The following is a 25,989-nucleotide window of genomic DNA, read 5'->3' on the forward strand; positions in this document are numbered from 1 at the left end:
CATTTCCACCACGTGTTCAGCAACGCGCCGGCAGGTGTTCGCATCGGGTCGGCAACCGTGCCCAGCAAGGTGTTCAGCAACGAGTCCAGCCATGGAGGATCTGGTGTCGCCAGCCGATTTCGCCTCGTCGTCCACCGCCCTGCTCGTCGACGTGGGCGGAGTTCTTCTGCTGCCCAACGCGGCCCTGCTCACCCCGGTCGTCGCCCGGCACGGCGGTGCAGGCACCGAGGAGGAGTTCCTGCGGGCGCACTACGCCGCCCACAACGCGGCGTTCCCTGCCCGGGGCGCGCTGCGCGACTATTACGAACTGCTGCCGAGGTTCGCGGGCGTTCCGGCCGATCGGCTGCCGGCCGCGGTCGAGGACTATCGCGCGGTCTCCCGTACGCGAAACATGTGGCACGCACCGGACCCCGCTTCCAGGGCCGCGCTCGCCGAGTTCACCGGCGAGGAGGTGCGCGTGGCGATCGTGTCGCAGGCGGACGGGCGGATCGCCCGGATGCTGCGCGAGGCGGCGATGTGCCAGGAGGGCGAGGGCCCGGGTGTGACGGTCGACGCGGTACTGGACAGCGCGGTGGTCGGCTACGACAAGCCCGACCCGCGCTTCTTCCGGGCTGCTCTGGACGCGGTCGGCACCACCTGCGACCGAGCGGTCCACGTCGGCGACACCGTGCCGGCGGATGTCCGCGGCGCCCAGGCCGCGGACATCCTGGCCGTGCACTACGACCCGTACGACGACTGCGACGACCCCGGCGACCACGAGCACGTACGGACCCTCGCCGAGGTCCGGGCCTTCCTTCCGGCCCCGGTCAGGTGCTCGCCGCGCGCCGCTGGTTGAACCTGCGCGCGGCCGAACGCCCCATCGTGGTGAGGCCACGGAGCACCCTGGAGTCCGTCCGCTCCTGTGCCCGGTGACCGGGCTCGGCGCCCGTCTGCCCGGGATCGGCGGGCGGGCCGGGCAGCAACGGGCGGACCAGGCCGAGCAGTCTGTTCGTCGTACCCGGCATCAACCCGGCCACCCTGGCGCCGAGGATCGCGGCCGGGGTGAGCGTGACCTCCGCTCGCCCGGCCAGGCCAGCCGCCACGATCCGGCGGGCGGCGCGTTCGGCGTCCATCGACAGCAGTGGCGCGCTGGCCGCGGCGGAGAACCAGCCGTACTCCTTGGTCGACCGGCCCGCGAACGACGCGCGCACGTGGGAGCCGGTGCGCATCAGCCCGGGCACGACGGTGGTGACGGAGATGCCGCTGCCCGCGAGTTCGGCGCGCAGCCCCTCGGAGAAGCCGACCGCCCCGAACTTCGCCACGGAGTACGGCAGGAGGTGCGGCACCGCGAGCTTCCCGCCGATCGACGTGACGTTCACGATCCGGCCGCTGCGGCGTGCGCGGAGGTGCGGCAGCGCCGCGAGCGTGACCTGCACCGGGCCGAGGCACATGGTGTCCAGCGCGTCCCGGAACGCCTCGACGGTCACCGACTCCAGCGGCCCGACCTGGATGACGCCCGCCACGTTGACCACGACGTCGAGCCCGCCACGTTGACCACGAGGTCGAGCCCGCCGCGGTGGCCGATCGCGCGGGCGACCAGGTACTCGACCTCCTGCGCGTTTCGTACGTCACAGGGAACGGCCAGCACGTCGGCGCCGCGGGCGGTCAGGTCGTCCCGCGCGGCGTACAGGTCGTCGGCCGTACGCGCGCACAGCACCAGGGAGTAGCCGCGCCGGGCGAGTTCGCGTGCCACCAGCAGACCGAGTCCGCGCGAGGCGCCGGTCACCAGGGCTGTTCGGGGCGTTGGTACTTCCATCGGATCTCCACCGCCCTCGGGGCATGTCGCGAAGGGGGACCAGCCTGGTGGTCCGGGTCGAAGATCGCGTACCCGAGGTGCCGTCGGTGAAACGGCCGCACGTGTCTGCCGGGTCAGGGACTCCGGTGAGCCGTGGGCTCAGGCGAACGGGGATCCACCGCTGGTGGTGCCGGCCAGTGCGTCGTCGACCGTGGGGTAGATGTCGAACGCGACGTCGAGGCCGGTGAGGTGCAGGAGCTTGGTCGGTCCCCGGCGAGGCGCGCAGATGCGCACCGGAACGTGCTCGGCGTGGGCGCGGCGCTGGACGTCGACCAGGACGTCGAGTCCGCCGGAGTCGAGGAAGGGCACGTCCGCCAGCGACAGCACGACCATCGCCGGTCGTTCGTCGAGCAGGTGGTTCAGCTCCTGGGACAGCTGTGCCGAGGTGGCCTGGTCCACTTCGCCGGTCACGGACGCGACGAGAGCGCCGGCTCCGGTGTGGATCGAACTGATGCGGATCTCGGGGTCGGCAGCGCCGGCATGGTGTACGCCGGTGGCCTTTGTCTGCGTGGTCTTCTTGGTCGACACGGGTTCGCTCCGTTCGCTGGGACTGGGCCGGAAGCGCGCCGTTCTCCCCCACCGTAGGCCAGGGAAGCCGAAGCGGCCACCTGAGCGTGGTTCGGCGCCCCGAGGTGCGCACCGGAACAGTGGTGCGCGTCACCATCGCCGGGTCGTCAGACGGCGCAGGGCGCCCGGAAGGCCGGTCGAAACCGGCACTTCACGAGCGCCCTGTGTCGTTGCGAGGTGACAGTCGGGAGTACGTGTGGACTCCCGACCGGTCCGCCGATTGGTCCCGTCAGCGAACCGCCTCGGCGCGGCGGCGCCGCCGACGGCGTGGGGAAGGTCCGCGGCCGTTGCCGTTCCCGGCCGAGGTGTCGTCCGCCTCGTCGTCGGGCTCGTCGTCCTCGTCTCCGTACTCGTCGTCGGGCTCGTCGTCCTCGTCTCCGTACTCGTCGTCGTACTCGTCGTCGGCGTCCCGGTCGTCTTCCGGCTCGTCGTCGTCGAGTTCGTCGTCGAACCCGTCCTCGTCCTCGTCGTCCTCGTCGTCGCGGGGTTCGTCCGCGTCGTCGTCCTCCGACTCCTCGTCGTCGAGGTCGTCGAGGTCGTCGTCCTCGGAACCATCCTGGTCGTCCGGTCGCCGGTCCTGCCGACCGAACTCGTCCTCGCGGCGGTAGTCGTCGTCCTCGTCCGGCTCGCGAACCACTTCGCCGTCGCGGATCTCACCGCGCCACGACCCGGAGGCCTCCCCCTGGATCGTCACGAACCGGCGGAAGTGCTTGAGGTCCAGGCGGACCCGACGGCCGAACGCCCGCCAGATGTTCGCCGTCTTCTCGAACAGCCCCTTGGGGTAGTACTCCATGACGAGGAGGAGCATCGTCAGGTCGTCGGCCAGCGGGTGGAAGGTGACGACACCCTTGGTCGTGCCCTTGGCACCTTCGGTCGTCCAGGCGATCTTGCGGTCAGGAATCTGCTCGGTGACCCGCGCGCTCCAGCTCCGCTTGGACCACCAGACCTTGCCGCGCCAGTTGCTCTCCACCTCGTCCTTGGCGTCGACACCCTCGACACCCTTCATGAACGAGCCGAACTCCTGGAACTGCGACCACTGGTCGTACACCACCGACACCGGCGCACCGATCTCGATGTCCTCGATGATGTTGATCAGCTTCGGCCCTGAGCGACCGCCGCCGAACAGGCCCTTGATCTTGTTCTTCAGGCCCTGGCCGAGTGCGCTCATGCCGGCCCTCAGCGGCGACTTGCCCTCGAGCAGCGCCTGAACTCCGGTCATCATCGCGCTGGGGTTCTCGGCCTGCTCCTCGAGCCCCTTGGTCAACGAACCGAGCTTGCCGCTGACCGACTCGACAAGCTCCGATCCGCGGGCGGCGGCGTACTCCTTCGCCTCGTCGGTGAGGCGCTCGACGGCAGGGCTCTTCAACAGAGCCTTACCGACGTCCCCCAGGAGCGAGCTCTTCTTGGAAGCCACCCGGATCTCCTTCCTCAGCCTCGCGACCGAGCCTGCCGGCCAGAGCCGGAACCCTGACGGCGGGAAGCCGCCGAACGGGTCCTGCTCGCGGCCCGGCGGGGCGCGTCCGAACTCGGGCGCCTACGGCGCGGCTTCTCCTCCGAGTCGTCCCCACGGCTTTCGCGGGGGCGACGCCGCGGCCGCTCGCGGCGCTCGGCCGCGGGCTCCTCGGCGTCGCCGGACTCCTCGGCGTCGTCGGCGTCGTCCACTTCGTCCGTGGGCTCGTCCTCGTCGACCTGGTCGCCGGCGCGGTCGTCCGCCTCGTCGTCGTACTCGTCGTCGTAGTCGTCGTCGAGTTCGTCCTCGACACCCTGGGTGGCCTCGCCGGCCTTGTCCTTCAGCTTCGAGGACTTGTCGGTCAGGGAGCTGGTACGCGACTGCAGGCCGTCGGACAGCCGGGTGAGCTGCGACTCCAGCGTTGCCAACGCCGCCTTGCGGCCGGCGTCGGCCACCGGGCCGCGCAACTGGTCGCCGAGCTGGGTGATCTGTGGCGTGCTGGCCAGCCTGAGCACGCCCTCGCGGACGAGCTCACGCGGCTGAAGGCCGAGCTCCTTACCGGCGAGCCACAGCGCGAGACTCAGTGCCGCCTTGCCCTTCTTCGTCCTGCCAAGGAGGTATCCCCCGGCGACCGCGACAGCGATCTTGGTCCTGTCATCCACGGTGTTCTCCTCTCGGTTACGGCGAAAGATCCGGCCTCGTCGCCGCAGTCCCCCGCGGCGAAGATCTTCCGACCGTGAGTCTCACCAGCCCCAGCGGGACTGTTGAGACTGAGCTGTAGTCGACGCGTCGGCCATTCCGATCGCGTCGAAGCTGTAGAGCGGCAACGGTCCGACGTACTCGAGCTCGGCCAGCCCGTCCACCTCGTTGGTGAGCGCCCTGACCGCCTCGTCCAGCTCGTCCAACCGCTCCCGGCGGACGAGGAGGGCCACCTGCTCCCAGCCCTCCTCCGACGAGCTGATCGACTTCGTGTCCTCGGTGAGTTCGCCCATCGTCGCGACCCAGGCCGCGACGAGCTGGGACCGTTGTTCGGTGAGCCGCTGGGCGACGAGCTGCCCGACCTCGATGCGTTCGGACATCTCGCTGCCCGGCCCACCGCGGCCGGCCGCCGCCCGCAGCTCGGGGTCCTCCCTGAACAGCCGCGCGACGGCCTCGTCGGTGAGGGTGAACGTGAGCCGGAGCTCGACGAGATCAGCGGTTGCCTCCAGCGCCCGCGCGAACTCCTCGGCCGCCGGGGCGAGCACCTCCGAGCGCACCGCGTCCACGTCGGGCGCGACCGTTCCGAAACGGAGCGGCAGCACGGGCCCGCCGCGTACCAACTCGACCAGGGCGTCGAGGTACTTCACCGCGTCGTCCTCGGTCAGCTCGTCCTCTCCGGCGACCTCCCGGGCCAGGACGGCCAGGTCGCCGTCCTCGACGATCTGGTACTCCCCGTCGGAGAGCTCACCCTGTTCGTCGATCTCGCGGCCCGCCGGGACCACTCCGTGCAACAACAACATCTCAGGACTCCTCCGCAGGCTGACGGCTCGCACGCCGCGACCGCGGTGCGCTCCGGCTCGACGAGGCCCTCCGGCGGGTGGTGGACCGCTGCTCCCGGCCGGAGTCGTCGTCCTCGTCGTCGTCATCGTCGTCGTCGGAGGAGAAGGACTCCTTGATTCCGCTGATGGCGCCCTTGGTCTTGCTGCCGGAGGAGTTGCCGTCCCCGGTCACCTCCCGGACCAGCCCCGGAAGGCCGGCCACCTGGTCCTCCTGCTGGCCGAGGTCCAGCCGGTTGACCGCTTCGGCGAACCGGAGGTAGGTGTCCACGCTCGCGATCACGATCCGGGCGTCGATGGTGAGGATCTCGATACCCACGAGCGCGACGCGAACGTAGGCGTCGATGACGATGCCCTTGTCGAGGATCACCTCGAGGACATCGGCCAGACTGCTCGGTCGGGGCGCACGGTTGATTCCTTGCGTCGCTACAGCTGCCATGGCTTGTTGTGCCTCCCTGTGGTGTCGAGCCGTTCGTGTTCGTCGAGCAGGTCGTCGACGTCGACCGGGAGCCGGAGTCCTTCGCGTTCGACCCCGAAGATCTCCCGAAGCTCGGCGAACTTGTCTTCCAGTGCGAGCAGCGCCTCCCCCAGGCGTTCGATTTCCTCGTCGTTCAGGCTTCCGCCGTCCATTCGCCGGATCGCCTGGCGCTCCAGGAGGTCACGGACGAGTTCGAGCAGAGCCACGACGAGTTGCCCGAGGCCCCTACCGAGGTCCTCGGCGTTCGCGTCGATGCGAGGGGTGCGCCGCAGGTCCGGCAGCCGCGGCAGGTGTGCCGGTTCGCTCATCGCGCTCCCCTCCCCTCGAGGTTGGTGCGGTGTATCTCGTTGGCCGTCTCCAGCCCGATCAGCAACAGCCGGAGGTTGACCTGGATCAGGTCGATGCCGGCCAGGGAGATGATGATGTCGCCGGACACCACAACTCCACGGTCGACAACGCGGTCCAGCAGGTCCACCAGACTGGTGCCCCCGCCCGAACCGGTGAGAAGCGTGCGGTTAGCCATCGGCCGCCGCCGAGGATCCGATGGTCACCTGCGCGAAGCTGTACGGCGGCCACGGCCCGGTCAGCTCGACGCGTACTCCGCCGGCCTCCAGGTCGGCGGCGTACTTCTCCACCAGGTCCCGGAACGCGTCGGTCGCCGAGGTGGGGACGAGGTAGGTGGCGTTCAGCAGCAGGTCGGTCGCACCGCCGGAGGACAGCCGGGTCGCGTCACTGGCGTGCTCCGCCAACGCACGGTAAACCTCGTCGCCGGCCTGACGTACGGCATGGCGTTGCTCCTGGCTCGCCTGCAACGCCTCCCGTCGCGCCTGCAGGTAGGCACGTCCGGACGGACGCCCGGCGCGGTCGCGCTCGCGTTCGGTGTTGGCGTCGGGCGTCTCGGCTTCGCGGCGCATCCGGACACCCCACTCCTGGTGGTCGGCCAGCCGGGCAAGCAGGTCGCGGATCTCGGCGGAACGCTCCTCCAGGAGCCGGCGCGCGGCGTCGTCGTCACCGACCACCGTCGCCAGTCGGAGCGGAAGAGCGGGCGTCTGGTCGAAGACGGCGCGGATCACGGTGTCGTGGTCCATCGCCATCCGGGCGAGCGGGCCGTCCTCGGTGACCTCGTCCTCGCGTACGCCCAACGCGGCAAGCGAAACGTCGGAGACAACCGCCGCGAGGTCGCCGTGAGCGACCAGTCGTGGGCTGCCGCCTCCGACGATGCCGGGCAGGCCGGACAGGTCCACCGCCGTGGAACCGACGATGGCGAAGAGGTAGAGGCCGCGAGCGCCGCCCGCCGTCATCAGCGATCCTCCTCCTGTGCGTCGCCGGACCGGTTCGATCGCTCGGACCGCTCCGGAAGCTCACGGTCGGCGATCGCTCGCTCGAGGCGCTCGATGCGCTCCTTCAGCTGGTCGTTCTCCGCCTCCAGCTCAGCCGGTGCGCGCCTGCCCTCGACCTCGTCGTTCTTCTTGCCCCCGCCGGTCGACTGGGAGGTGAAGAACTCGTCGCGCGTCCACCAGTCCATGCCCATCTCCTGGGCGGTCTGGGCAGAGGCGACGAACAACCTCAGCTTCAGGGACAGCAGCTCGATGTCCAGAATGTTCACGACGATGTCGCCCGCGATGACGACACCCTTGTCCAGAACGCGTTCCAGGACATCGGCGAGCGTGTCGGGCCGAGGGTTGCGACCAGCGACCGACTGCGTCATGACGGATCCACCGATCCACGTACATAACGGCGCAGGCGTTCATAACCGTCCAGCTCGCCGTCGGAGGTGACGTCGAGCCGGTAGGTCGCGATCACCGTCGTGGTGGAGGGGATGCGCTCGAGTTCGACCACGTCGACGAGCAGTGACCAGCCGTCACCTTCACGGCGTACGCCACTCACCCCGTCGGCCTGCTTGCCGGTGAGTTCACCGAACTGCTGCACGGCGCCGCGGATGACCTTGGCCATGCTCGGCTTCTTCTTGGCGCGGGGCTCCCGCTCCCGGGATTCGTCGGGGTCAGATTGCTGTCGCTCGGTCATATGTCCCCAGCGGATATGGGTCAGGTCAATGTATTTCGTGTTCGACTATGTAGCCCCCCGGTGACGCCTTCGCGACGCTACCGCATCGGTTGCGTTGTGTCGCGCGAGGTGATTTGGCCTTCCTGGCAACGAATGACTGTGCGTAGGTGCGACAGATCTGTCAGTATGCGCAGGCGGCCAATCATTCCGAATGTCCGAGTTCGGCGGGCGTCGGCAAGTACACGTCGCCGCGATTCACGTCCGCGAATTCACCAGGGGCGACCGGCCGCCGTAATAGCCGACTTGACGCAGTTGGCCGGTCTCGATAGCAAGAGATCACCGAACCGGCGAGAGGAAGCACGTATGCGTGACCAGCGGGGCCCGAACGCCTACCGCGAGGCCGCAGAACCCGCGCGGATCCAGGTTCAGGTCGACCAGGCCCGCGAACGGCTACGTGGAACGATCGACGAGATTGGAACCAAGATGAACGTACGAGCAATGGCCCAGGACAAGTCCGCCAAGCTGACCGGAAGCGTGCGCTCCGGTGCCACCGGAGCGTCCAAGGTGACCCGGGACAAGGCGAAGAGCCTGTCCTCGACGGCGCGCGCCGACGGGCCGAAGCAGTTGCGCAGAGCCGGCACCCAGGTCGTGAAGATCGTGAGCGGCCGCAACGGCAAGGCCGTCGTGGTGGCGGTTCCGGTGGCGTTGGCCTCACTGCTCCTGCTCCGCCGGATCAGGAAGCACTGACCTCGCCTTTCCGGGTGCAGGGCCCGACAGCCGCGGCCGCCCATACTGGCCGTCAGTTGTCAGTCACCGAACGTTGACGGCACGACGGCGCGGTGCGACGATCCCGAACCATGCGCCTGGGACGTCCGTTTCGCCTGACCCTGCTCCTCGTCGCGGCCGCGGTCGTGAGCGGCTCACTGCTGGGCTCACCACTGGGCTCACCGGCGTCGGCCCAGGAAACGCCGGTCGCTGAGCAACCGGCCGCGGACCAAGCGACCGCGACCGCGTACGACTCCTTCCGGCCGGGGCAACCCTGGTTGGACACCGACGGCAAGCCGATCCAGGCGCACGGCGGACAGGTCGTGATGACCGAGGACCCTTCCGGCGGCAAGCTCTACTACTGGTACGGCGAGGACCGCAGCAACGGCTACTACGACAGCCCGGGCGTGCACGTCTACTCCTCCACCGATCTGTACAACTGGACCGACCGGGGCCTCGCACTGCGGTCGATGAACTCACCGAGCCAGTTCACCGACGACCCGTACTTCCGCGCGCTGTACGGCGACTACACCGCCGAGCACCAGGCGGCCGTCTACCGCGACCTCGGCACCCGCAAGGTCAGCGCGGACGTCAACCCCGCGATCCTCGAACGCCCCAAGGTCATCCACAACGCACGCAACGACACGTGGGTGATGTGGGTGCACGCGGACGGCCCGTCGGCCACCTCGAACGCGCAGTACGCCAAGGCCAGGGCAGGGGTCGCGGTGTCGGACTCCCCCACCGGGCCGTTCCGCTGGATCGACAGCTACCGCCTGCACGTCGCGCCGCCGGGTGAGCCGAACTACCAGCCGGACAACCCCGGCATGGCCCGCGACATGAACCTGTTCGTCGACGACGACGGCACGGCGTACATCGTCTACTCCAGCGAGGAGAACTACTCGCTGTTCATCTCCCGGCTCGACGACGACTACACCTACCTCGCGACCCCGCCCGACCGCGCGGTGAAGGGCGTCGACTTCGTCCGGCCCTACGTCGGCGGCCACCGCGAGGCGCCGGCGTTGTTCAAGTCGCACGGCACCTACTACCTCATCACCTCCGGCGCCACCGGCTGGGATCCCAACCCCGCGAGCTACGCCACCGCGACCTCGATCCTCGGCGAGTGGACCGACCACGGCAACCCGGCACAGGGCGACGGCGCGGGCACGACGTACCGCTCGCAGAGCACGTCGGTCGTCCCGGTCGACCCCGACCAGGGGCAGTTCATCTACATGGGCGACCGGTGGACGCCGTCCGACCTCGCCAACTCGCCGTACGTTTGGCTGCCGATCCGGTTCGGTGAGGGCGACTCGATGCGGCTTCCGTGGCGCGACGAATGGACGCTGGCCGACCTGACCCCGCAGCCGCGCTACACCGTGCAGGCGAGGATGCCGTCGTTCGTCTGGCTGGGTGAGTCCGGCTCACTTCCACGGCACGTCCGGGTCACCCGCGACGGACGCACGGTCGGTTCGGCGGTCACCTGGGACACCGGCGACCTGTCCCGTCCCGGCATGGTGTCGGTCACCGGGACGCTGACCGACCTCGGCGGGCTGACGTTCACCCGCGACGTGCTCGTGGTGCCGAAGCAGCTGCGGTACGTCGTGAACGCCGGCGGTGACTCCACCACCGACTGGCAGCGCATCGTCGCGATCGCCGGTGAGGACGGCTCCCTGCTCAACTCCGTGCCCGAGCAGCCGCTCGGCGCCGACCCCGCGACCGGCGCCCGGTGGGGCTACACCAGCGAGGGAAGCAAGCCGCGCACCGTCGTGAACGGCGACATCTACACCACGCTGCGGTACGCCGTCAGCCACCGCGACCTGTCGTACACGATGTCCGGACTCGACCCGCGCAGGCGCTACACCGTCTACGCCGGCTACTACGACCCGTGGCCGTGGGCGAACCGCGCGGCCCGGGTAAGCGTCAACGGAACCGTGGTGTCGGACCAGCAGCTGTTCACGGCCGAGCCCGCTGCGGGCACTTACACCGACGTCGCACCGACCGCCGACGGGACGATCACTCTCACGGTGTCCCCGACGCGTTCCCCGGACATCCAGCTCAGCTGGGTGATGGTCGCGCGGCAGTAGGTGCGCAGGGTGGCGTGACAGTCGGCGCACAAGGGCGGCAACGCCGAACGGGGGCCCCCACCTCGGCCAGCGTGTCCGGCTTGCGCCGCAACGCGTCTGGACGGGGACAGTCGCAGCCTGGGCGGACTGGACACCGCCGGAGGTTCTCGCCCGCTCCGGGGGGGCCGGGCGCGCACTGACTCACCGCGGACGAAGTCGTGCCCCCCGCTGCTAGCGAGGGGCACGACGTCGTTCACCGGTACGCGGTGTGGCTCACCGCTGGGTGCTCATGCCGAGGTGGTCGACTTCCGGGCCCGGCGGGGAGAGCGACGGCCTTCGGCCGAACGGCCGTTGCGCTCACCGTCGGAGCTCCTCTCCGAGCGCTGACGCGAGCCCTCACGTGAGCTCGGGCGCCGCCTGCGCGCGGGCCTCTCGGCCGGCTCGTCCGCGTCGTCCCCGGACTCGTCGGCCTGCTCGCCGCCCTGGTCGGCCTCCGCGGCGGGCTCGTCCGAGCTGTCGTCGGACTCGCTGTCGGAGCTCCTCCGCGGGCGCCTGCGCGAGCCCTCACGTGAGCTCGGGCGCCGCCTGCGCGCGGGCTTCTCGGCCGGCTCGTCCGCGTTGTCTTCGGACTCCTCAGCCTGCTCGCCGCCCTGGTCGGACTCCGCGGCGGGCTCGTCCGAGCTGTCGTCGGACTCCTCAGCCTGCTCGTCGGTCGGCTCATCCGCGTCCTCGGGCTCACCCTCGTCGTCGCCCTGGTCGGCGTCGTCGGACTCGTCCGTAGGCTCGCCGTCCTCGTCCGTGGGCTCGCCGTCCTCGTCCGACTCGTCAGTCGGTTCGCCGTCCTCGCCGTCCTCGCCGGACTCGTCGTCGAACTCGTCGTCCTCGTCGTCGAACTCGTCATCGAAGTCGTCGTCGTCGAGGTCGGAGTCCTCCGAATCCTCGTCCGAGTTCAGCCTGTTCGGCGGACGGTAATCGTCCTCGCGGCGGTACTCATCGTTCTCGTCGGGCTCGCGAACGACCTCGCCGTCGCGGATCTCACCGCGCCACGAGCCGGACGCCTCGCCCTGGACCGTCACGAACCGGCGGAAGTGCTTGAGGTCCAGACGGACACGACGACCGAACGCGCGCCAGATGTTCGCCGTCTTCTCCATGAACCCCTTGGGGTAGTACTCGACGACCACGAGGATCTTGGTGAGGTCGTCGGCCAGGGGGTGGAACGTGACGATGCCCTTGGTGGTGCCCTTCGCCCCGTCGGTCGTCCAGGCGATCTTGCGGTCCGGAATCTGCTCGGTGACGCGAGCGCTCCAACTGCGGGTGGACCACCAGACCTTGCCGCGCCAGTTGCTCTCCGTCTCGTCCTTGGCGTCAACTCCCCGGACGCCCTTCATGAACGAGCCGAACTCCTGGAACTGCGTCCACTGGTCGTACGCCACCGACACCGGCACTCCGACGTTGATGTCCTCGATGATGTTCATCATCTTCGGACCGGACCGCCCCTTGCCGCGGCCCTTCTTCTCGCCACCCTCGCCGTCGCCGTCGCCGTCTTCACCGTCGTCGTCGCCGTCGTCGTCACCCTTGCCCACGAGCGACTTGGCCTTGTCCTTCAGCCCCGACCCCAGCGAGGCGAGGCGCCCGGGCTTGGAGTCGTCGCCGTCCTCCTCGCCGTCGCCGTCGCCGTTCTTGTTCTTGCGGCCGTTGGGATTCTCGGCGTGGTCGTCCAGCCGCTGGGTGACCCCCTCGAGCCGGCCACCAAGGGACTGGACGAAGTCCGACCCCCGTGCAGTGGCGAAGTCACGTGCCTCCTGCTTGAGGCGATCCCCCACAGGGCCTTTCAGCAGTGACGACCCGAGATCGGTCAGCACCGACTTTCCTTTGCCTGCCATCTGCTCTCCTCTCCTTACCGACCGGTGCGCGTGGACCTACGTCCAGAGTTCGAGGTACGGCTCTAGGACGTGGATGCTGCCTTCTTCGCCCCGCGTCGGGACGATGCGGCCTTCTTCGCGCCACCTGTCGATGCGGTCTTCTTGGCACCGGCGCGGGAGGATGCGGCCTTCTTCGCCCCGCCGGCCGATGTGGTCTTCTTCGCAGCCGAGCGCGATGCGGCCTTCTTCGCCCCACCCGACGAAGCAGCCTTCTTCGCACCGCCGCCGGAGGACGCGGCCTTCTTGGCCCCACCCCGAGCGGAGGTCGTCTTCTTCGCCCCACCCGACGAGGCAGCCTTCTTGGCCCCACCCGGTGCGGAGGTCGTCTTCTTCGCCGCCCCCTCGTCCGCAGCGGCGGCCTTCTTGGCTCCACCACGAGCAGACGCCGCCTTCTTGGCACCGCCAGACGACGCGGCCTTCTTCGCCCCGCTGCGGGACGAGGCAGCCTTCTTCGTAGCCCCATCGCCCGACGCAGCGGCCTTCTTCGCCCCACCCCGTGCGGAGGTCGTCTTCTTCGCCGCCCCCTCGTCCGCAGCGGCAGCCTTCTTGGCCCCACCACGAGCAGACGCCGCCTTCTTCGCCCCGTCCCCGGAGGACGCGGCCTTCTTGGCCCCACGCCGAGCGGAGGTCGCCTTCTTGGCACCGCCGTCCGAGGCGGCCTTGTCCGCACTCTCACCCGACGAGGCGGCCTTCTTGGCCCCACGCCGAGCGGAGGTGGTCTTCTTCGCCGCCCCCTCGTCCGCAGAGGCAGCCTTCTTGGCCCCACCACGGGCAGGCGTGGCCTTCTTCGCACCGTCCCCGGAAGACGCGGCCTTCTTGGCGCCACCACGCGCAGATGTCGACTTGTTGGCACCGCCGTCCGAGGCGGCCTTCTTCGCCCCGCTGCGGGAGGAGGCGGCCTTCTTGGCTCCACCTCGAGCGGAGGTGGTCTTCTTCGCTCCATCCGAAGAGGCAGCCTTCTTCGTTCCTCGGCCGGAGGTGGTCTTCCTCGCCCTGCGGTCGGTGGAAGCCTTCTTGGCCGGCGCGTCCGAAGCCTCACCGGCCCCTTCCGCACTGGCTCCGAGGGCGGAAACGGTCACTTCCCCCGCCCTCGAACCACGGTCGGACTCGTCGTCCTCGTCGTCCTCGGACCGGTCGGTGGGTTCGTCGTCAGAGCCGTCGCCGGACTCCGCTACCGCAGGCGCCTCGTCGTCGCCGTGGTCCCGATCCGAGTCCTCATCCGAGTGCTCATCCGATTCTTCATCCGACTCGTCCTGGGCTTCGGGCTCGCCCTCCGAAGTGTCCTCGTCCGGTGCATCGGCCTCGTCGTCATCCTGATCCGACTCGCTGGACTCGCCCTCAGGCTGGTCGTCGTACGCGTCCTCGGGCTCGTCCCCGTTGGGCTCGTCCCTGTCCGGGTCGTCGTCAGCCTCGTCGGCTACGTCGTCACGATCCGAGTCGTCGTCGCCGTCCTCGGATTCGTCGGCCTCGTCCTCGGGCTCGTCGTCGTAGTCGTCGTCCGCCTCAGGCTCGTCGACGTCGGCCTCGTCCTCATCGGCGTACTTGCCCTGGGGCTCGTCACCATCAGCGTCGTCGGCGGGCTCACCCTCAGCGTCCTCGTCGTCGTACGCGTCCTCGGGGTCGCCACCCTCGGACTCGTCGTCGTAGTCGTCGTCCGCCTCAGGCTCGTCGACGTCGGCCTCATCAGCTACGTCGTCGTCGCCGTCCTCGGATTCGTCGGCCTCATCCTCGGGTACGTCGTCGTACTCAGCGTCCTCGTCGTCGTACGCCTCCTCGGCCTCGCCACCGTCAGCTTCGTCGGCGGGCTCACCTTCAGCGTCCTCGTCGGAGTCGTCGTCCGCCTCCGGCTCATCGACATCTGCCTCGTCGTCATCGTCTTCGTCGTCGTCTTCGTCGTCGTACTCGTCGTCGTACTCGTCGTCGAAGTCGTCGTCATCCGACTCGTCGTCGGCATCGTCTTCGTCGTCGTACTCGTCGTCATTTTCGTCGTCGAAGTCGTCCTCGTCGTCGGGCTCGTCCGACACCTTCGCGTCGTCGTACTCGTCCTCGCCGGGCTCGACGTCGTCTTCCTCGGCCTTCCGCCTGCGACCCGGCCGGAGTCGATCGCTCAGGCCCGACGCCCTGCCGGCGAGCCCGGCGCCACGCCTGCCCGCCTTGCCACCCGCCGAAGTCGCCTTGTCCGTCGCGTCCGACGCCCGGTCCGTCACGTCCGAAGCGGCACCCGACGCCCGGTCTGTCACGTCCGAGGCAACGTCCGAGGCGGTGCCCTTCGCCTGGCCGGCCACCTTCGACGCACGACCGGTGATGTCTGCCGTGCGCTGGTTCAGGTTGTCCGACAGGCTGTTCAGCCGGGACTCGACAGTGGCCATCGCGGCCTTGCGACCGGCGGCCAGCAGCGGTCCTCTCAGCTGGGCGCCGATCTCGGTGACCTGCTGTGTCTGGGCCAGCTTCAGAAGTCCTTCACGCACCAGTTCGCGGGGCTCGACCCCGAGCTGACGCCCGGCAAGCCACAGCGCGAAGCTGGCCGCGGCCTTGCCTTTCTTGGTTCGGCCGAGGAGGTAGCCTCCCGCGATCGCCGCGCCGATCTTGGCTCTGTCGTCCACTGATTCTCCTTCGAGATATGTCCGGTGACTGGGCGCGGCGGCACGACCTCGGCGTGCGACCTGTCAGCCGTTGTCGTCGCTACGACGGGAACGCGAACCCGAGCGGCTGGAAGAACGCTTGCGGGGCGTACTCGACTCGTCGTCGTCGTCGCCGGTAAAGGAAGAGATCACTTCCTTGGCGGTGTCCTTGACGCCTTCCAGCGCACCCTTCGTCTTGTACTTGGCACCGCCCTCGGTGACTTCGCGGATCAGCCCCGGAACACCCGCGACCTGACCGTCAGGCTGCATGTCGAGCCGGTTGACCGCCTCGGCGAAGCGGAGGTAGGTGTCCACACTCGCAATCACGATTCGCGCATCGATGGTGAGGAGTTCGATCCCCACCACCGCCACCCGGACGTACGCGTCGATGACGATGCCCTTGTCGAGGATGACCTCGAGCACGTCGGCGAGGCTGCTCGGTCGAGGCGCCCGGTTGATGCCCTGCGTCGATGTTGCCATTGGGTCCCTCCACGTGTTCGTCTCGCTACGTACTGGTCAGGGGGTGGTTGCGTCTGCGGTCTGCCTGCCCCCATGTGACCGGCGGACAAAGTTGAGGCAAAGGGAGGTCGCGCGCCCGCGACCATGGCCGGCGGTGACGACTCGTCACGCCACGCCCGCCAAACCGCGAGGGTCAGCAGAACATCGCGTGGCGCTACTCACAACCTGGGCGACATCACTCCGAGGCCGACCCCGGGCGACTCCGGACCCACCGGGCCGTCGGGCCTGTGTCTGCTCGCTCATCACCACTACCAGGTTTCGGGCGCAGGTCTGTCAGGTCGTCGTGCACATGATCCCTTCCGGGATCTGGCGACCATAACGCATACGCCGCACTGTGTCGCGCGGCCGAAAACGGCGCGGTTCCGGAGACGACCGCACACCTTGCCCGCAGGAACAGCCGCGAGAACAACCGAGTAAGACGGGGCACGGATTCGGCTCGTTGCCGCGAACACCTGGCAGGAGGAATCGTGCGTTGCCGTCAAGGACGCATTGACAGTGAGGTACGGACCGGTGCCTCACGGCAGCAAGACCCGAACCAACCGGGTAAATACAGACCAGACATTCGAGCCGAACACCCGAAAACGGACACCCTCGAAAGCGCCGGCGGTGGTGTTCACCCGCTTCGGTGACGGGCGTAACGATCAAGGCGCCGCTAGCCTGCTCCGACCATGTCCTACCTTCTGCTCGCTGTGTCCTTCGCGCTGTTGCTCGGCGGTGCCGTCGTATTCACCAACGCTGTCGAGTGGGCCGGTATCCGGCTCGGTCTCGGCGCGGGCGCGGTGGGCAGCGTCCTCGCCGCAACCGCCACCGCCCTGCCGGAGTCGGTGATCCCGATCGTCGCCATCCTCAGCGGGGACCAGTCCGGGCAGATCGCGATCGGTGCGATCCTCGGTGCGCCGTTCCTCTTGGCCACCCTGGGGATGCTGGTCATCGGTGTCTCCACCCACCTGTTCGCCCGCAGGCGGGACAACGACTCCACACTCGCGGTGCACACCCCGACCACGGCCCGTGACCTCATCGTCTTCGGCGTCTTCATCGCAGTTGCGGGCACCCTGGGCCTGATCGGAAACCAGCCGGTCCGGATCGCCGCGGCGGTGGTGTTCCTGGTCGCGTACGGCGTCTACGTCTGGCGAACCGTCGGGCACGGCGGCGAGCAACAGGAGGAGCCGCGCGCGCTGTACTTCGACTCGACCAAGCACGACCCTCCGCACAACGTCACCGTCGTCGCCCAGATGCTGGTCGGGGTGGCCGCCATCGTCGGCGGCGCCGAGGTCTTCGTCACCCAGGTGGAGGGCATCGCCCACCAGGTCGGCATCTCCCCGCTGGTCCTCGCGCTGGTTCTCGCACCGCTTGCCACCGAGCTTCCTGAGAAGACCAACAGTGTCCTGTGGACGCGGCACGGCAAGGACGCCCTGGCCCTGGGCAACGTCACCGGGGCGATGGTGTTCCAGTCGATGGTGCCGGTCTCGGTCGGGCTCGCGTTCACGCCCTGGTCGTTCACCGCGCCGAGTACGTTGGCGGTCGGATGTGCACTCGCCGGCGGCGGGCTCGCGCTGTACGCCGTACTCCGCAGAAGACGGTTCACCAGGTTCTCGATGGCGGCGTGGGGAGCGCTCTACGTCGGCTTCGTGGCCTACGTCGGACTGGCGGCCTGAACCCCGAACGTTTGCGGCACCTCGTGCCGGGCATCGAAGCATGATCGAGACGACCCTGCGGGAGAGGTGAACGCGCGCGTGAAGGCAGCGGTGTGGCACGGTAAGCGAGACGTCCGCGTCGACGAGGTTCCCGACCGTCATCAAAGAACCCACCGACGCGATCATCCGGACGACGACGACCGCCATCTGCGGTTCCGACCTGCATCTGTACGAAGTGCTCACGCCGTTCATGACCGAGGGCGACATCCTCGGGCACGAGCCGATCGGCATCGTGGAGGAGGTCGGTGAGCAGGTCACCCACATCAGGCCGGGCGACCGGGTGGTGGTCCCGTTCAACATCTCCTGTGGCCACTGCTACATGTGCGAGCGGAATCTGCAGAGCCAGTGCGAGACGACGCAGGTGCGCGACCAGGACAAGGGCGCCGCGTTCTTCGGTTACACGAAGCTGTACGGCCAGGTGCCCGGCGGCCAGGCGGAGTACCTCCGCGTGCCCCAGGCGCACTACGGACCGATCAAGGTCCCGGAGGGACCGTCCGACGAGCGCTTCGTCTACCTCTCCGACGTGCTGCCCACCGCGTGGCAGGCTGCGGTGTACGGCGACGTGGGGACCGGCTCGACGGTCGCGGTGTTCGGTCTCGGACCGATCGGCCAGATGTCGTGCCGCGTCGCCGCGCACCTGGGCGCACGCAAGGTCATCGGCATCGACCTCGTTCCCGAACGCCTCGCGCTGGCCAGGAAGTACGGCGTCGAGACCGTCGACGTGAGCACGGGCAACGTCGGCGACACGATCCGGGACCTCACCGACGGCCGCGGCGCGGACACGGTCATCGACGCGGTGGGGATGGAGGCGCACGGAGCGCCCCTGGGCAAGGCCGCCCACCAGCTCGTGGGAATGCTCCCCAAGCCGCTGGCGGCGATGATGACCGAACGCGGCGGCGTCGACCGGCTCTCCGCGCTGCACGCGGCGATCGACGCGGTGCGGCGAGGCGGGACCATCTCGGTCAGCGGTGTGTACGGCGGCATGGTCGACCCGATGCCCATGATGCAGATGTTCGACAAGCAGGTCACCATCCGGATGGGGCAGGCCAACGTCCGGCGCTGGGTCGACGACCTCCTCCCCCTGGTCACCGGCGACGACGACCCGTTGGGGGTGCAGGACTTCGCCACCCACCGGCTACCGCTGAGCGAGGCGCCGGGGGCTTACCAGATGTTCCAGCACAAGGAGGACGGCGCGATCAAGGTTCTGTTGACGCCATAGCCCTCCGGGCAAGAAGTGGCGCCACCTCGCCCAGGTCGTGCACATGGTGGTGGTCGGCGCGCTGCGGGCACAGCTCCAACGGGTCGACGTGGATTCCCGTCAGGCCGGCGGCCCGGGCACCGGCCAGGTCGAAGGCACGGGTGTCGCCGACATACGCGACGTTGTCCGCGCGTACCCGCAGCGCCGCCACCGCCGGGCCGAAGACACGTGGGTCGGGCTTGGCCACACCGACGACCTCGCTGTCCACCACACAGGTCACCACGACTCCCGGGCCGGGCCCCACCTGACAGATCGCCTCGTCGCGGAGCAGTTGCTCCACGGTGCCGTTGGAGTTGGACACGATGCCCAGCTCCAGCAGCTCCGCGCACGCCGCCAGGCCCTCCCGGACTCCGGGGAGCACGTGGCTCCAGAGGTCCGGACGCTCGGCGATCATGACCTGCATGTCGCCCAGGCAGGCCGCGGTCTGCTCCTCGGGGACTCCGCACTCCCGCAGGAGCCGTCCGTGGTAGGCGTCCCAGTCGAACGCGCCGTCGGAGTCGCCCGCGGCCATACCCCGGTGATGGGCTCGCAGGACGACGGACAGGTCGGTGGTGCCGCCGTGGGCCGACACCACCCTGCCCAGCAGACGCGGGTCGGGCACCACCATCACGCCCCCGACGTCAAGCAACACGGCCTCGATGGCGTCAAGCGACGGGATCACGGCACTCCTGGTCTCGATGGGACATGGCCGGCCGGACGGCCGTCACCGGGAGGCGGCGAAGAACGCGCCGAGCTGCTTCTCGACCTCGGCCACCGCCTTGTCCAGGCCGGCGCCGGAGAAGCCCTTCTTCATCGCGTCGAGTCCGCGGTTGACGTCCACGGAGCCTGCCTGTACCGGACGCAGGTATCGGGCCATCATGGCGCTGAACTGCGCCAGCTGAGTCTTGATCGGCTGTTCCTTGAGGGAGAAACCCGCCAGCGGTGACAGTTCGAAGTTGTCGAAGGACTGGGCATAGTCCAGCCAGCGCTTCTCGCTCTCGATCATGTCGCTCGGGCGGCGTTCCAGCGGGATCCGCCAGGACATCGTGTAGCCCGGGAAGACGTATTCGCTCTTGGCGGTGATCGACTTCTCGTCGTCGGCCTCCCAGTCGGTTCCCTCCACGCCGTACTCCAGCAGGTCGTGGTTCTCCCGGGCCGACAACCACTCCAGGAACCTCATGCCGTCATCGAGTTGGTCACCCTCCACGTTGAAGGCCACGTGGTTGGAGGCGCCGAAGGTGGTCAGCTGTTTGGCGTCCTTGTCGGCGTACGGCAGGGTCAGCGTGAGCCGCGCGCCCGGGACCTTGTTGAGGGTGCCGCCGTAGGTGGTGGTCATCAGGCCGTCGGTCACGCCGACGGCGGCGCCGAACTTCCCCTGGCCGAACAACGAGTAGATGGTCTTCTTGTCGACGTTGAGCAGGTCGTGGTTGAGGATGCCGTCGGTGTAGTACTTGCGAACCCGCTTGGCGGTGTCGACCTTGCTCGGCACCTCCCAGATCGGGACCACCCGTGCCTTGCCGGCCCTGGCGTCCGCGGTGCGCATCAACAGGATCGGGATGTTGGAGACCGGCACTCCGATGTACTCCGGCGTGCCTTCCCAGGAGTCGGCGTCGAACATCGACAGCGAGCTGTTGATGTAGCCGTTGTCCATGCCGTACGGAATCATCGAACTCTTCTTCTGCTTGACTCCGTAGAGGAAGCGTTCGAACTCCTCGAACGTCTCCACCTCACCGTCGGCGAGATCCTGGCGGATCATGAAGCCGATCAGCGAGGTCGCGTTGTTCACCTGCGGCACACCCCACAGCTTTCCGCCGAACTTCGACGTCTGAATGGTGCGCTCGTTGATCGTCTCGACCAGGTTGGGGTACTTCTTCGCCTTCCACACCGTGTCCAGGTCGAAGATCGCACCGTCACCGGCGAGCTTGGCGTGGTGCAGCCAGTCCGCCTCCAGCGAACCGGTGAACTTCTCCTTGGAGGTGTACTTCAACAGCTCCGCCTGGGAGTAGTTGCTCCATCCGATCCACCGGATGTCCAGCGTCAGGCCGGTGTCCGCCGCCAACTTCTTGTTGACAGCGGACGGGACGCGGTTCCAACCCGACGGGACGTCACCGGGTTCGAGGAAGACCAGCTTCTTCGACGCGGTGGTGGAACGATCGGCCTCACCGCAGGCCGCCAGGACGCTCCCGGCAGTCAGCCCGCCTACAACGGCGCCGGCACCGTGCAGGAACGACCGCCGGCTGAGGAGGGGCCGGCCGGACGGCAGGTCGGGACGTCGGTACATGGTGCTTTCCTTCCGAGTCAACCCTTGGTGGCGCCGAGGGTGAGTCCCCTGACGAAGTAACGCTGAACGAAGGGGTAGGCGAGGATGATCGGGCCGATGGTGATCAGCACCAGGGCCATGCGCAGCTGGAAGATCGGGACGTCGGCCGTGCTGCCGACCTGGATCGCCTGCGCCGAGTCCACGTTGGCGATCATGTTCTGCAACAGCAGCTGCAGCGGGAAGCGGTCCGGGTCGGAGATGAACAGCAGCGCCATGAACCATTCGTTCCAGTAGTGCAGCGCGTAGAACAACCCGACCGTGGCGAGGATCGGCTTGGCGATGGGAAGCACGATCCGGAAGAGGATCGTGAGCTCGGAGGCCCCGTCGATGCGGGCCGAGTCCAGCACGTCCACCGGCAGCGTCCGGAAGTACGCCACCATGACGAAGACCAGGAACGGCGACACGAGGTTGGGCAGGATCACCGACCAGTAGGTGTCGGTGAGGTGGAGATACTGCGTGACCAGGATGTAGAAGGGCACCAGCCCGCCGCTGAAGAGCATCGGCAGGTACGTCATCCCCGTGAGCGGCTTGCTGATCCAGCGCAGCCGGCCCGCGATGACGTAGGCGAGGGCGGCGGTCACCACCAGGGCGATCGAGGTGCCGACCACGGTGATGAAGACGCTGGCGAGGTACGCCAGGCCGACCCGCGGGCCGGTCAACAGCGCGTGGTAGGCGGCCAGGCTGAACTCCCGAGGCCACAGGGTGTAGCCGTGGGCGACCAGCTCCCGCTCCGAGGTGAGTGACGAGGCGACCACCAGCCAGAACGGCAGCAGGCAGGCCACCGCGAAAGCGGCCGAGACCACGGTGGCGACGACGCGGAACCCGTCGACGTCGCGGCGACTCCTCATCACATCAGCCCCGACTTCCTGGCGTACCGACGCGCCAGCAGCGTCGCCACCGAGACGAACACCAGGCCGACCACCGACTGCATCAGCCCGATGGCGGCGGTCATGCCGAAGTCGCCGAGGGTGCGCAGGGCACGGAAGACGTAGGTGTCGATCACGTCGGTGGTGGGGAACAACGCGCCGTTGTCACCGACGATGGCGTAGATGGTGGCGAAGTCGCCGTAGAAGATCCGGCCGATGTTGAGCAGCAACAGGACCAGCATGGTCGGTACGAGCATCGGCAGCGTGATGTGCCACGCCAGCTTCCGGCTGCTCGCGCCGTCGATCCGGCCCGCCTCGTAGACCTCCTCCGGGATCGAGGTGATGGTGGCCAGGTAGATGATCGAGAGGTACCCCGACATCTGCCAGACCTTCAGCACGGTGAGGATCCACGGCCACGCGCCCGGCTCGGCATACCAGTTCACCTGGGGCAGGCCGAACGATGTCAACCACTCGTTGACCATGCCGCCGCCTCCACCGATTCCCTGGAGGAAGCCCTGCAGCATCAGGCTGACCACGACCGGGGAGATGAAGTACGGCAGGAAGATGGTGGACTGCAACAGCCGCTTGACGTACCTCAGCCTGATCTCGTTCAGGAAGATCGCCAGCAGCACCGAGGAGACCGTCGTGGCGACCAGGAACAGGCTGTTCAGGAACAGCGTGTTGAACAACACCCGGCCCGCGTCCCCCGACCCGAGGAAGAACCGGAAGTTCTCCACACCGTTCCAGGGACTGCCGAGGATGCCCTCGCTGACGTTGTAGCTCTTGAACGCCACCACGATGCCGACCATCGGTGCGTACGAGAAGACCGCGAAGAACACGATCCCGGGAACGGCCAGCAGCCAGATGCTCCTGTCCCTGGCCACTCCGCGCCGGCCCTGGCCCCGCCGAACCGAACCACCCGGGCCGACCGCGCCGGCCGGACCCGCCTCACCGGTCTCCGGCACCATCGCGGGTCCGGACACGAGCGTCATGAGCGGCTCTTCTCGTACGCCGGCAGGGTCCGCGCCGGCCGGACGCGCTCCGGCAGGACGCGGCCGGTCACCGCAGCCCCACCGTCGCGCAGCGATCCTCCAGCGTCACCGACTGGCCGACCGTCAGTTGGCGAAGCCCGCACTGCCGGCCGGGCGCCACGAGGTTGCCGTCGAGCTTCACCCGACCGGACCGTGCGCTGACCTCGACATCGAGATCGCGGCCCTGGACCGTGATGCCGTCCACTCCCCCGTCGGCCCCGGGCAGCAGGACGAACGTGGGCGTGCCACGGTCCATGCGGTAACCGTTGTTCATCCACACCGCGTCGATGACGGTGGCCACCCCGAACAGGCTCGGCCGCTGCCCGGCTGCGAAGGGACCCGACTCGTCCCACTGGTAGCGCTCGGCGAACATGTTCGTGGCCACGATGTCGCGCAGCATCGCGTTTGACAGCGTGTCGGCCCGGTCGACGTCGCCGTTGGCCAGCAGCCCGTAGATGGTGTAGCTGGTGATGCCGTACCGCACGTCGTTGGTGTTCGCCCCGAACCCGGCCAGCGGCAGCTTCGGGTCGTAGATGCTGTCGAACCTCTCCAGCAGGCCGGTGGCGTGCACGCGGTCCATCGTGCGTACGTTCAGCGCGGGGGTCGCGGACATGACGTTGCCGGCCAGCTTCACCCCGGTCGTCGGGTCGTACTTCTGCGGGGGCTGCGCGGTCGGCGACTCCCAGAACCACTCGTACATGTTCGCGTTCAGCGTCTCGAAGCGCTGGTCCCAGAACGCCACGTCGTCCGGGAGGTTCAACCGGTCGGCGATCCGCCGGGCGAAGTCGGTGTCGACCAACGCGTGGGACACGAAGGCGAGGTCCTTGTTGTTGGCGTTGGTGTCGCCGCTGTACTTCGGATGGTCCTGCTTGTACACCAGCAGCCGCCGCAGCGCCGGGTAGACGCGGCGCAGCCGGGCGTCGTCGCCGGTCAGCGTCCACAGCGTCCACGCCGTCTGCGCCTCGCGGGCCGGCAGGAACTCCCCCGGCAGCGCGCCGTCGTCACCGACCAGCCGGAGCAGACCTTCCAGGGCACCCCAGGCCGCGTCCGGATCGACGTAGGCCAGGAACTGCATCCCGATGGAGGAGTCCCAGGACGCGGTGACCGCCGCCTTCGCCGGACCGTGCAGGTACAGGGCCGGCTTGCCGGTCGCGAGCTGCGGGAACGGGTTGTCAACCTCCGGTTGCGGAGGTAGCACGTCGGAGACCAGGAACGTCCAGGACCGGTAGTACATCTTCCGGACCCGCGCTGCCGACACGCCCCGGGCGTCGACACCGTGCAGGCCGAAGTCGCGGGGGCGAGGCGCCTTCGCCAGCACGCCGTCGAAGTAGGCGGCGTTGCCAGCCGCGGTCGCCTCGGGGTCCGCGTGCTGCGCGGCCACGGCCCGTGCTGTCGCCTGCGCGGCGGCGCCGTCCCCGACCGCGAAACCGGTGCCCACCGTGGAGTTCACCGATGAGTTGCCCGTCCCGGACAGGGACGCCGACCAGTAGCCGTTGGTGGTGCCCGGTTCGGCGAGCGTGGGTCCACCGCGGGACCACGCGTCCCGGTCGGCGTAGAACACCGGCGCCGACGCACCCGCCGGCAGGGCGACCGCGTAGGTGAAGCCGTCCCCGGCGATCGTGATCACGCGCGAGTCCGGTTCGTACGTGGGCGTTCCGAAGTACTGACCGGACAGCTGGGACGTCGCGCCGGTGTCGCCGGCAGTGACCTTCACCGACCGGGTGAGCGCGTCCACGCCGTGGAAGGTGTCCCGCACCTCGGCGTCACTTCCGTCCGGGAAGGTCGCCGTCGTGGTGAGCAGGTGCGGCATCCACGTGGTGCGCCGCTGCTGGGCGCCGACCAGCCACGGGCCGACCGGAGCCTGCAGGGACACCCGGTCGAAGCTCGCGGTGGTCTGGAAGCCGTTGACGAACAGGCGGAGGTTGATCCGCTTCGTGCCGGACCATCCGGTGATCTTGCGCAGGTCGTAGCTGAACGTGCCGAGCTGGGTGGAGTTGTTCTGCACGATGACGTCCGCGCCCTGGCCGTCGTTGACCTTGATCGCCCAGAACTTGTCCGCGCGGTCGACCTTCACCTTCAGGATCGGGTAGCGGTCCAGGTCGGCCACCACGGAGCGGGTGACGAAGCCGTACCACGTGCCGGTCGACTGCGGAACCGTGAGGTTCAACCGCCCGTCGGACACGGTCGGTTTCACCGCCCCGGACGGCACCCAGCCGACGTCGAGGCCGGTTTCGAAGTCGTCGGAGAACGCCTCCTGGGTGGTGGCGGCGGACAGGAACCGAACCTCGTCGACCTGGGTGGAGGACTGGTAGCCGGTGGTGAAGATCCGCACGGTCACCGACTTCGTGCCTGACCAGCCGGTGGCCTTCTTCAGGTCGTAGAAGTACACCCCGCTCGCCGTCGTGGTCGCCTGCAGCACGGTGTCGACCGGCTGGGTTCCGTCGTTGACCTTCAGACCCCAACCCTGCGTGGCGTCCGGCACACTGATCCGGACCGTCGGGAACCGGTCGACGTCGACGGTGAAGGCCCGGCTCGCGTAGCCGTAACTGGTGCCCGTGGTGTTGGTGTTCTCCAACTGCAGTACGCCGCGACTGATGCGGAGGTAGGTGTTCGCCGACGGCGTCCAGTCGCCGACGGCGTTGAAGTCGTCGCCTCCACCGGTCCGCGCGGTGACGAACCCGGGTGCATCCCCCGCGGGGCGCTGGTTCGTCATCAACAGGTCGTCCAGCCGGGGCGCCTGGTCGTTGGCGTAGTAGCCGGCGTTCAGCGGCAGGTCCGGCCGGTCACTCTGCTTCGCGGGCGGGTCGTCGGACAGGACGTCGTAAGGATTGACCACGATCCGGCTGCGGGGAAGGCTCAGCCACCGCGGCCCGCTCGGGCCGGAGTCGGCCAGGTCGCTCGCCCGGGGCGCTTGGGGTGCGCTGGGCTCCGCGTGTGAGACCGGAGCCGGTCCCGCCACCATGACGGCGGAGACGACGGATGTGACCGCGAGCAGGCAGAACGCGCGAAGCCCAGACATGGCACCTTCTCCAGGGCGGATACCGGAATAGACCGGTATCGTGACGCCGGATGATCTTGGCTGTCAA

Annotated in this window: 25 protein-coding genes; 5 read left to right on the forward strand and 20 right to left on the reverse strand. The window is 68.7% G+C overall.

Going from position 1 to position 25,989, the window contains the following annotated elements:
• Positions 1–103: 103 nt before the first annotated feature.
• The gene (locus tag F4554_RS33635; protein ID WP_179788290.1) at positions 104–835 is read left to right on the forward strand and encodes an HAD family hydrolase; all 732 of its coding nucleotides are present in this window, start codon (positions 104–106) and stop codon (positions 833–835) included.
• On the opposite strand, the gene F4554_RS16715 is transcribed toward F4554_RS33635, so the two are convergent.
• The 12 genes from F4554_RS16715 to F4554_RS16765 all read right to left on the reverse strand — a co-directional run bounded on the left by F4554_RS16715 (position 807) and on the right by F4554_RS16765 (position 7,889).
• A complete protein-coding gene (locus F4554_RS16715; RefSeq protein WP_337796080.1) occupies positions 807–1,511 on the reverse strand; it encodes an SDR family NAD(P)-dependent oxidoreductase in 705 nt (234 codons plus the stop codon). The two genes, F4554_RS33635 and F4554_RS16715, sit on opposite strands and share 29 nt — an antisense overlap.
• Positions 1,463–1,795 carry an SDR family NAD(P)-dependent oxidoreductase gene (locus F4554_RS31520; protein WP_202889315.1) on the reverse strand — a complete coding sequence of 111 codons (333 nt, stop codon included), beginning with the start codon at positions 1,793–1,795 and terminating at the stop codon, positions 1,463–1,465. The genes F4554_RS16715 and F4554_RS31520 overlap by 49 nt, the downstream gene beginning before the upstream one ends.
• Positions 1,796–1,933: 138 nt before the next feature.
• A complete protein-coding gene (locus F4554_RS33090; protein WP_179788292.1) occupies positions 1,934–2,362 on the reverse strand; it encodes an anti-sigma factor antagonist in 429 nt (142 codons plus the stop codon).
• A 268-nt stretch (positions 2,363–2,630) separates the two neighbouring features.
• Positions 2,631–3,815 carry an SRPBCC family protein gene (locus F4554_RS16725; RefSeq protein WP_202889316.1) on the reverse strand — a complete coding sequence of 395 codons (1,185 nt, stop codon included), beginning with the start codon at positions 3,813–3,815 and terminating at the stop codon, positions 2,631–2,633.
• Positions 3,816–3,829: 14 nt separating this feature from the next.
• A complete protein-coding gene (locus tag F4554_RS16730) occupies positions 3,830–4,513 on the reverse strand; it encodes a hypothetical protein (protein ID WP_179788294.1) in 684 nt (227 codons plus the stop codon).
• Positions 4,514–4,594: 81 nt separating this feature from the next.
• The gene (locus tag F4554_RS16735; protein WP_179788296.1) at positions 4,595–5,350 is read right to left on the reverse strand and encodes a GvpL/GvpF family gas vesicle protein; all 756 of its coding nucleotides are present in this window, start codon (positions 5,348–5,350) and stop codon (positions 4,595–4,597) included.
• 1 nt (position 5,351) lies between these two features.
• Positions 5,352–5,825, reverse strand: a complete 474-nt coding sequence (gene gvpJ, locus F4554_RS16740) for a gas vesicle protein GvpJ (protein ID WP_179788298.1) — start codon at positions 5,823–5,825, stop codon at positions 5,352–5,354.
• Complete coding sequence (locus F4554_RS16745; protein WP_179788300.1) at positions 5,813–6,172, reverse strand: gas vesicle protein K; 360 nt, start codon at positions 6,170–6,172, stop codon at positions 5,813–5,815. Before F4554_RS16745 ends, gvpJ (F4554_RS16740) begins: the two co-directional genes overlap by 13 nt.
• Positions 6,169–6,387, reverse strand: coding sequence for a gas vesicle protein GvpJ (gene gvpJ / locus F4554_RS16750; protein ID WP_179788302.1), 219 nt, complete (start codon positions 6,385–6,387; stop codon positions 6,169–6,171). Before gvpJ (F4554_RS16750) ends, F4554_RS16745 begins: the two co-directional genes overlap by 4 nt.
• Positions 6,380–7,165 carry a GvpL/GvpF family gas vesicle protein gene (locus tag F4554_RS16755; protein ID WP_179788303.1) on the reverse strand — a complete coding sequence of 262 codons (786 nt, stop codon included), beginning with the start codon at positions 7,163–7,165 and terminating at the stop codon, positions 6,380–6,382. Before F4554_RS16755 ends, gvpJ (F4554_RS16750) begins: the two co-directional genes overlap by 8 nt.
• Positions 7,165–7,572: a gas vesicle protein gene (locus F4554_RS16760; RefSeq protein ID WP_179788304.1), complete on the reverse strand. Its 408-nt coding sequence runs from the start codon at positions 7,570–7,572 to the stop codon at positions 7,165–7,167. The genes F4554_RS16755 and F4554_RS16760 overlap by 1 nt, the downstream gene beginning before the upstream one ends.
• On the reverse strand, positions 7,569–7,889 hold the full coding sequence (locus F4554_RS16765) for a gas vesicle protein GvpO (protein ID WP_179788306.1): 321 nt from the start codon (positions 7,887–7,889) through the stop codon (positions 7,569–7,571). Before F4554_RS16765 ends, F4554_RS16760 begins: the two co-directional genes overlap by 4 nt.
• A 342-nt stretch (positions 7,890–8,231) precedes the next feature.
• On the opposite strand from F4554_RS16765, the gene F4554_RS16770 reads away from it, so the two are divergent.
• Positions 8,232–8,615, forward strand: coding sequence for a DUF3618 domain-containing protein (locus F4554_RS16770; RefSeq protein WP_179788308.1), 384 nt, complete (start codon positions 8,232–8,234; stop codon positions 8,613–8,615).
• A 110-nt stretch (positions 8,616–8,725) separates the two neighbouring features.
• Complete coding sequence (locus F4554_RS16775) at positions 8,726–10,714, forward strand: glycoside hydrolase family 43 protein (protein ID WP_179788310.1); 1,989 nt, start codon at positions 8,726–8,728, stop codon at positions 10,712–10,714.
• A 266-nt stretch (positions 10,715–10,980) separates the two neighbouring features.
• Here the strand turns inward: F4554_RS16775 and F4554_RS16780 are convergent, their stop codons facing one another.
• The 3 genes from F4554_RS16780 to F4554_RS16790 form a co-directional block, all read right to left on the reverse strand.
• The gene (locus F4554_RS16780) at positions 10,981–12,576 is read right to left on the reverse strand and encodes an SRPBCC family protein (RefSeq protein WP_179788312.1); all 1,596 of its coding nucleotides are present in this window, start codon (positions 12,574–12,576) and stop codon (positions 10,981–10,983) included.
• A gap of 62 nt (positions 12,577–12,638) precedes the next feature.
• A complete protein-coding gene (locus F4554_RS16785) occupies positions 12,639–15,218 on the reverse strand; it encodes a hypothetical protein (RefSeq protein ID WP_179788313.1) in 2,580 nt (859 codons plus the stop codon).
• A 63-nt stretch (positions 15,219–15,281) separates the two neighbouring features.
• A complete protein-coding gene (locus tag F4554_RS16790) occupies positions 15,282–15,716 on the reverse strand; it encodes a gas vesicle structural protein GvpA (RefSeq protein ID WP_179788315.1) in 435 nt (144 codons plus the stop codon).
• A gap of 707 nt (positions 15,717–16,423) precedes the next feature.
• Between F4554_RS16790 and F4554_RS16795 the strand changes: the two genes are divergently transcribed.
• Together F4554_RS16795 and F4554_RS16800 are read left to right on the forward strand one after the other, a co-directional pair.
• A complete protein-coding gene (locus F4554_RS16795) occupies positions 16,424–17,410 on the forward strand; it encodes a sodium:calcium antiporter (RefSeq protein WP_179788317.1) in 987 nt (328 codons plus the stop codon).
• A gap of 205 nt (positions 17,411–17,615) precedes the next feature.
• Positions 17,616–18,668, forward strand: a complete 1,053-nt coding sequence (locus F4554_RS16800) for a zinc-binding dehydrogenase (RefSeq protein WP_238342059.1) — start codon at positions 17,616–17,618, stop codon at positions 18,666–18,668.
• On the opposite strand, the gene F4554_RS33640 is transcribed toward F4554_RS16800, so the two are convergent.
• The 5 genes from F4554_RS33640 to F4554_RS16825 all read right to left on the reverse strand — a co-directional run bounded on the left by F4554_RS33640 (position 18,646) and on the right by F4554_RS16825 (position 25,922).
• Positions 18,646–19,368, reverse strand: coding sequence for an HAD family hydrolase (locus F4554_RS33640; protein WP_179788318.1), 723 nt, complete (start codon positions 19,366–19,368; stop codon positions 18,646–18,648). The genes F4554_RS16800 and F4554_RS33640 overlap by 23 nt on opposite strands.
• Before the next feature lie 42 nt (positions 19,369–19,410).
• Complete coding sequence (locus tag F4554_RS16810) at positions 19,411–20,967, reverse strand: ABC transporter substrate-binding protein (RefSeq protein WP_179788320.1); 1,557 nt, start codon at positions 20,965–20,967, stop codon at positions 19,411–19,413.
• 17 nt (positions 20,968–20,984) lie between these two features.
• Entirely contained in the window at positions 20,985–21,854 is an 870-nt protein-coding gene (locus F4554_RS16815) for a carbohydrate ABC transporter permease (protein ID WP_179788322.1), read from the reverse strand.
• Positions 21,854–22,864 (reverse strand): ABC transporter permease, encoded by a 1,011-nt coding sequence (locus F4554_RS16820; RefSeq protein WP_202889317.1) that lies wholly within the window; start codon positions 22,862–22,864, stop codon positions 21,854–21,856. Before F4554_RS16820 ends, F4554_RS16815 begins: the two co-directional genes overlap by 1 nt.
• A gap of 67 nt (positions 22,865–22,931) precedes the next feature.
• Entirely contained in the window at positions 22,932–25,922 is a 2,991-nt protein-coding gene (locus F4554_RS16825) for a hypothetical protein (RefSeq protein ID WP_179788324.1), read from the reverse strand.
• Between the last annotated feature and the right edge of the window lie 67 nt (positions 25,923–25,989).

Origin of the sequence: Actinopolymorpha rutila (assembly GCF_013407855.1) — a bacterium.
GTDB lineage: Bacteria > Actinomycetota > Actinomycetes > Propionibacteriales > Actinopolymorphaceae > Actinopolymorpha > Actinopolymorpha rutila.